This window comes from Campylobacter concisus (genome assembly GCF_002914195.1).
In the GTDB taxonomy this organism is placed as follows: Bacteria; Campylobacterota; Campylobacteria; order Campylobacterales; family Campylobacteraceae; genus Campylobacter_A; species Campylobacter_A concisus_M.
Genome location: NZ_PPAU01000032.1, coordinates 1 through 503, shown reverse-complemented (window position 1 = coordinate 503; position 503 = coordinate 1). Strand labels below are relative to the sequence as shown.

2 protein-coding genes are annotated in these 503 nt (G+C 36.8%); both read right to left on the bottom strand.

Annotated features, from left to right (window positions below):
* On the bottom strand, nt 1-232 hold a 232-nt coding region (locus tag CYP28_RS00820), incomplete at its 3' end, for a hypothetical protein (protein WP_343219155.1).
* Between the two features lie 53 nt (nt 233-285).
* On the bottom strand, nt 286-503 hold a 218-nt coding region (locus CYP28_RS10185; RefSeq protein ID WP_181000389.1), incomplete at its 5' end, for a hypothetical protein.

Below are 503 nucleotides of genomic sequence, written 5' to 3'. Positions count from 1 at the left end.
CCAAAGTTTCTGCTTTTATTGTAAGATTCTCTTTGGCTGCTATTAGCGCTCCATCTTTGTTTGTTATAGTATTTGCTTTTATGCTTGTATCTTTATTAGAAGCGATAGCGCCAGCATTAAATTTAGCACCATCAAGGCTTATCTCTATGTTGTTATTTGCTATAACTAGGCCGTTATTATTTACGCCTACGCCATTACTTGTGCCAACTAGTTTGATTTTATTAGCATACATACCGCCAAGTGCGCTACTATCTAGGCTAAAGCTGTTTTCTTGGTTTTTAGCTTTTACGTCGTTGTAAAGTCTATCTTTACTGAAGTAAGTGCCTTTTCGCCGATGATGTTTAGCTCATTTGCGTGGATATTTGAGTTTAAATTTATGGCATTTGAGATCACATTAGTATAGTCACTGCTCTTATCGTTTAGGCCGTCCCCTACGATGTCGATTGACTTATCAGATATTAGCTCTATCTCTTTAGGGCTTAGTTTATTGATATTACCTGTTG